The sequence below is a fragment of the Shewanella decolorationis S12 genome (assembly GCF_000485795.1).
Classification (GTDB): domain Bacteria; phylum Pseudomonadota; class Gammaproteobacteria; order Enterobacterales; family Shewanellaceae; genus Shewanella; species Shewanella decolorationis.
Genome location: NZ_AXZL01000009.1, coordinates 1 through 5,193, shown reverse-complemented (window position 1 = coordinate 5,193; position 5,193 = coordinate 1). Strand labels below are relative to the sequence as shown.

Annotated in this window: 4 protein-coding genes and 1 pseudogene; all 5 read left to right on the top strand. The window is 42.4% G+C overall.

All coding sequences use genetic code 11. The features are described from left to right. Positions 1-1,754, top strand: a pseudogene (locus SHD_RS21925) (hypothetical protein); the annotation flags it as partial. Positions 1,755-1,867: 113 nt separating this feature from the next. Continuing rightward, positions 1,868-2,311, top strand: a complete 444-nt coding sequence (locus SHD_RS00915; protein ID WP_023265420.1) for a hypothetical protein — start codon at positions 1,868-1,870, stop codon at positions 2,309-2,311. A 299-nt stretch (positions 2,312-2,610) separates the two neighbouring features. Beyond that, positions 2,611-3,150 carry a hypothetical protein gene (locus tag SHD_RS21745; RefSeq protein WP_152526546.1) on the top strand — a complete coding sequence of 180 codons (540 nt, stop codon included), beginning with the start codon at positions 2,611-2,613 and terminating at the stop codon, positions 3,148-3,150. Positions 3,151-3,302: 152 nt separating this feature from the next. Next, positions 3,303-3,788, top strand: coding sequence for a hypothetical protein (locus SHD_RS00905; RefSeq protein ID WP_023265418.1), 486 nt, complete (start codon positions 3,303-3,305; stop codon positions 3,786-3,788). A 312-nt stretch (positions 3,789-4,100) separates the two neighbouring features. Further along, on the top strand, positions 4,101-4,682 hold the full coding sequence (locus SHD_RS00900; RefSeq protein ID WP_152526545.1) for a hypothetical protein: 582 nt from the start codon (positions 4,101-4,103) through the stop codon (positions 4,680-4,682). The last annotated feature ends 511 nt before the right edge of the window (positions 4,683-5,193 follow it).

The following is a 5,193-nucleotide window of genomic DNA, read 5'->3' as shown; positions in this document are numbered from 1 at the left end:
CTGTCACGCCCACAGAACACCATGGCACTTGGGAAAATAAAGATGAAGATGGTGATGGCGTGCCCGACGAATTGGATGATTATCCGTTTGATGCTAAAAAGCAAAGTTACAGCACGACTACTGAATCCTCATTCAACGACAATCCATCGGTAGCCACTGTGGTTTCAGATTCATTTCCTTTCAAATTGCAGGGTGTCTTAGAAGAAAGGGGAGATGGGGATGTTTATCGATTCCAAATTGATCAATCTCAGGTGAATGCTGCTCTTCCCGTCACTTTTGTTTTATTTATGAATGATTTCAGTTATAAGCCAACAATCAGTATATTGGATGAAACTGGGCGAGCAATATTCGAAATAAAAAACAATACAGAGGCAATCGGAAAGATCGGTGCGATAGCAACTGTATCATTTGAAAGAACTGGGGTTTATTACGTTGCAGTAGCGGAACAAAATCTTGCTGGGGGAGCCAATGCAACATACTCAGTAAAAGCATTCATTGATACTGATTATGATGGTTTACCTGCTGAGCTTGAAAACGCATTAGCTATGGATGCATCTAACCCCGACAGTGATGGAGATGGGGTTTACGATGGTAACGAAGTCTATGTTCAAGCCTTTGGTGCATTACAACTTGACTTGGATAATGACAATATTCCCAATTGGCTTGATAGTGACTCTGACAATGATGGATTACTTGATAATTTAGAAAAACTTACAGATTTAGATCTAGATGGTGTAGGTGCATTCGCTGATACAGATTCGGATGGAAATGCCATAGCTGATAGCAAAGAAGCTGTGGATATATCTAATCCATTAGATTCTGATGGTGATGGTATCTACGACTTTTTGGATCTTGATGATGATTCAGATGGCTTGCTTGATATAAATGATATTGAGAGGCTCTCAAAACTATCATTAACTGAACAATTCCAGGTTTTTGCTTTAAGATTTGATGACAAGCTTGGGGTGACAATGACTGATAGAGCTTTCCCTGGAGAAAGAGTATATATTCAAGGCCAAAATATTCCTGTTTCAGATTCATTCTTGGTAATAAAAGGTCAATCAAAACTTTATAACATTAAACTATCTGATGTCGCAGAAAGTGGATTCTCATTTTATTTACCTGACAATATTGTTGATGAAGCTGAATATGAATACTATTTAGCTAGTGGCAGTGTTAAAAGCAACTCTAGATATTTCACTGTTTCATCTCCTCTAACTCCAGTTATAAAAGATTTGGAGGATTCTTCTCTGAAAGCTGGAGACATTTTAAAGATCTTTGGAAGAAACCTACAGCCAGGCATGACAGTGCATTTTGGGGATATTGTAGTTTCTCCTGATTCGGTTGTTGATGGTGAGGCAACAATAACAGTCCCTGCGAATGCAGTTTCTGGATTTCTATACGTAGAGTCACTGCAACTAATCAGTAATAAGATTTATTTTGACATCAAGGAAACTATTACCCTTAAATCAGATAGCATTGAAAATATAATCGGTTATTCAGAGGTATATGTAAAAGATAACAATGGGAAAAGTTATTTTCGCTTAACACAAAATGGTGTGAATGTAGATATAAATAAAAATGATATCAGCTATAACGAACTGTATATTAAAAATTCAAATGATTATATTCCCACTTCCACTGTTGCTATTTTCATGGAGGAAAAGTCTGTTGAAATTAATGCTGAGAGACTGGCATTATCGAACATCTTGTTGATACCATCAATTAGTAAGATGGCGGCATCAGATGCCTGACTTTATTGAAATGATTAAGTCTTACAGGATAAAAGTGGTTAAAGGGGCAAACCCCAAAATTACAAATTGTGCCTATGTCAATGCCACAACGAATCAAGCAAGGATGTTACAACATGAATAATAGATTATTGACGCTGTTTTTATTGCTCACGTCTGGTTTCGCCAATGCCTCAGCCCCGACACAGGATTTCAGCCAAGAGCCTTTAGTACAACGTTGTATGGGAATGTTAGACATATATAGAGATGAAGATTTTGATGCCTATGTAGCGGCATTTCCTGAACCTTGGCTGGGTATTTTTGGCGAGAAGGTGTTGAAAAATGAATTGTCCGCAAGGCACCAGAAATATATGAACACCTATCAGGGAAAGCCGGCCTCCATCGTTATTGAAGGAATAGACCCAGTGGAGCCGACCAAGATTGAAAAGGAACGTCTTGGTGCCGTGGAAGGAAAAGAAGTGTCAATTGAAATATCAAATGAGCGTGATACCAGTAGTTCAACCAGCTGCAAGTTCTTGCGGATTGGTGAGAACTGGTATTTTAGAGAGCTGAGACTCTGATAGTCGAGGATATCTGAGCTTAGATGGCGTATTGACAAATGAAAAAGGGGCGCAAGCCCCTTTTCCATTGATGATCTCAGATTGTCATACAATCAAATGCCAGTTCACGGCTGGCGATATAAGTTACACAAGAGGAAGGAACAGCAGGGATGAACTCATTGAAGTACATGCTCAATGACCTCAAATGGTTTGATATCAGCTTTTAAAGCAAGTATTTCAGGATCCGTCATGAAGATGAATTCAGGTTGCCGGTTTCACTTGGGTTTACGGCACTGCCACTCAGGCAGGAGCTGTTATTATTGTCCTCTGCCATTCCCGTTCTCCTTCTGGGACTTGTACTGACCCGTGTCGGTTCTGTTACCGCATTGATTGCGGCCGGAGGCATTACACTGATTTGGTTGCTGACATATTTGAGCTGGCGCAAGCGCTGGGTGTGGCGTCAGTTGTCCATCAATAAGGCAGATCTCGACGCTAATACACAGTTCATTTTCAATCGCCACTGTATCAGGTTGCCCCAACATATCTGCAGCGGCAACAGCACTATAACTAGAGCTGAGATTGAAAAAATCACTTTCCATTGGGTTAGTTATTTCAGAGAAATGCAAAAGCGCAATCGGGTCCATGGTGTGACGATTCACTTGCACAACGGCAAGCATTACCAGCTTTCCGGTATGGCCTACCCCCATAGAAGCTTGCTCTATCTGGCAATATTTTTTGATTATCCCGTGGAGCTTATCGAGCAGCCGCCCCCAAGGGAACGGCTGGTTATTATGGTTATCGCCTTGGCGGTCATCACATCGTTATTCAATCTAGTCATGATTGCAGCCCACTGGCATTGACCTTAAGCCCGCAGATAAAGGTTTAAATGTCTGATTCGGCATTTGGGTTAATACTTAGGTGCTATTGTGATGACGGCAGCTTAAGGGAAAAATAGCGGGACAACATTCCGCTATAACATTGATGTTGAATGCTTTAAATCATAAGGATATGTATGCCACGTTTTTTTCCCGTTGCCATATTTACACTCGTATTATCCATTCTCACCTTGATGGCTTCATCGGCGGTAACAGCGGCAGAGGGCGCAATGTCAGCCCCACGGAACGATGGATCATTTCAAGGCACGGCCGATGCGAGCGAGGCCAATCTCACCGCCCTGTGTCACAGTTATATGCGCGAGGGTTTCATTCATAACGATGTCACCCTCTATCTCAAACTACTGCCGCCTGAGGCGGCAGAATATGAGGCGGATATCCGCAAATACATTCCTCGAACTTTTAAGAAGAAGTTCAAGGGACTGACCGAGCCAAGCTATCAGATATTGGAAGTAGGCCCGATGGAACAGGGAGAATATAAAGGTAAAGCAACCCGATCCATAAAGCTGAAATATCAGGTGCAAGGTGTAAAAGGAATCAGCAATAGCCGCTGTTTTTTTGAGCAGCATGAGAATGGTCGTTGGTATCTGGGTCAGCATCCCTGACCCTTAACGCAAGAAGGCGTCCCATGGGCGCCTTTGACTTACGACAGACATAGGAATAACCGACCCAATTATCCACTGACAACCAAGGGTAATGGATGACAATGTAACATATTACCCAAAGCAAATATCACTACACACGATTGGACCCCTGCCAACATGAGCTATAGCATAAGTAAACACACGGATGACTCACTTATTTTAACAAATACTCGAGGCATGGCTGGGATCTTGGTAAGCATATTCTTTGTCTTTTTCGGTCTTATGTTGATGACGCTGGCGGTCGGTTAATGGCAGGAGAGCGGTGAATGGCCTGTGGCGATGTGCCTGTTTGGCGCGGCGGCATTTTTGCCTGTGTTCCGGTTTAACAAGGTCGTGATAAGCGCCAAGAGCAAAGATCTAGTACAAACCCAATCTTGGTTTGGCGTTGTCTTTGGCAGTAAGCACATTCTCAATGAGCAACTATCCTTGATTGAAATATCGGGCTTAATCTCTGGCGAATTTGCGCATTTCCTAGATCCCAGCGAACATGTCAGACATAGCTATTCTCTGACCTTCTTCAGCCATCCCAAACTAACACTCACAATTGCGACCTTTTCCGACCTACTCAAAACAATTGCGTTTTTTGAAGCACATTTTGATACGAACATCGCCTTGCTAATCGGTAATAACAGACACAAATTCACTCCAGCAGGTCTCATGGAGAAAGGTAAACCCACACCTCTGCCACAGGATGGCCTAGTGCGCCAGACTGGAGTTGCGCAACTCAGTGTTAAAGGACATCCATTGGTCATCTGGATGATCAACATCCCCATTTTATCTGTAGCACTGCTGGGTATCTGGATGCTGCACTTCCAAGAAGAAATGTTTCGTCAAGTCTATATCCCACCTTTCTAACAATATGCCTTGTCAGCCTGCTTGATAGCTTTAAGCCTTGGGTTTGTGGCATTCATCAGAGGTGCTTGTCTGTTAACGGTCGAGAATGACATGTTAACCATCAGCAAGAAGGGCTGCAGGACCAAACACTTTAAGCTTGCCGATGTCTGGGGCGTCTCACAGGTAACAAATGTTACCTATCTATTGACGAAAAAGGGTGCTGAAAAATTAGCCTATAAACTACCTGATAAGCATAACTTTGCGATCCACAGTTGGTTAACGCAATTTATCCGAGACTCATCCAACCCAATCTAAAATAAGTTAATACTTTAGCGTGATTGAGGAGATGGACTCTAGACGCAAAAATAACTGACTAAAAAAACGACAGAATAACACTGACATTGATGTCAATCACTTAATCACTCTCTTCGCCAAGAGCCGCTTCATCACAAGGATGTTTATTTTGCGACTACCCCACTCAGCCCTTGCGCTATCCTTAATCACCTTTCTAGCCCTGCCGCTATTTGCACAA

Excerpts from the sequence above, each read along its gene's own strand:
- SHD_RS00905 (WP_023265418.1), top strand. The coding sequence starts at position 3,303 with ATGCCACGTTTTTTTCCCGTTGCCATATTTACACTCGTATTATCCATT.
- SHD_RS00915 (WP_023265420.1), top strand. The coding sequence starts at position 1,868 with ATGAATAATAGATTATTGACGCTGTTTTTATTGCTCACGTCTGGTTTC.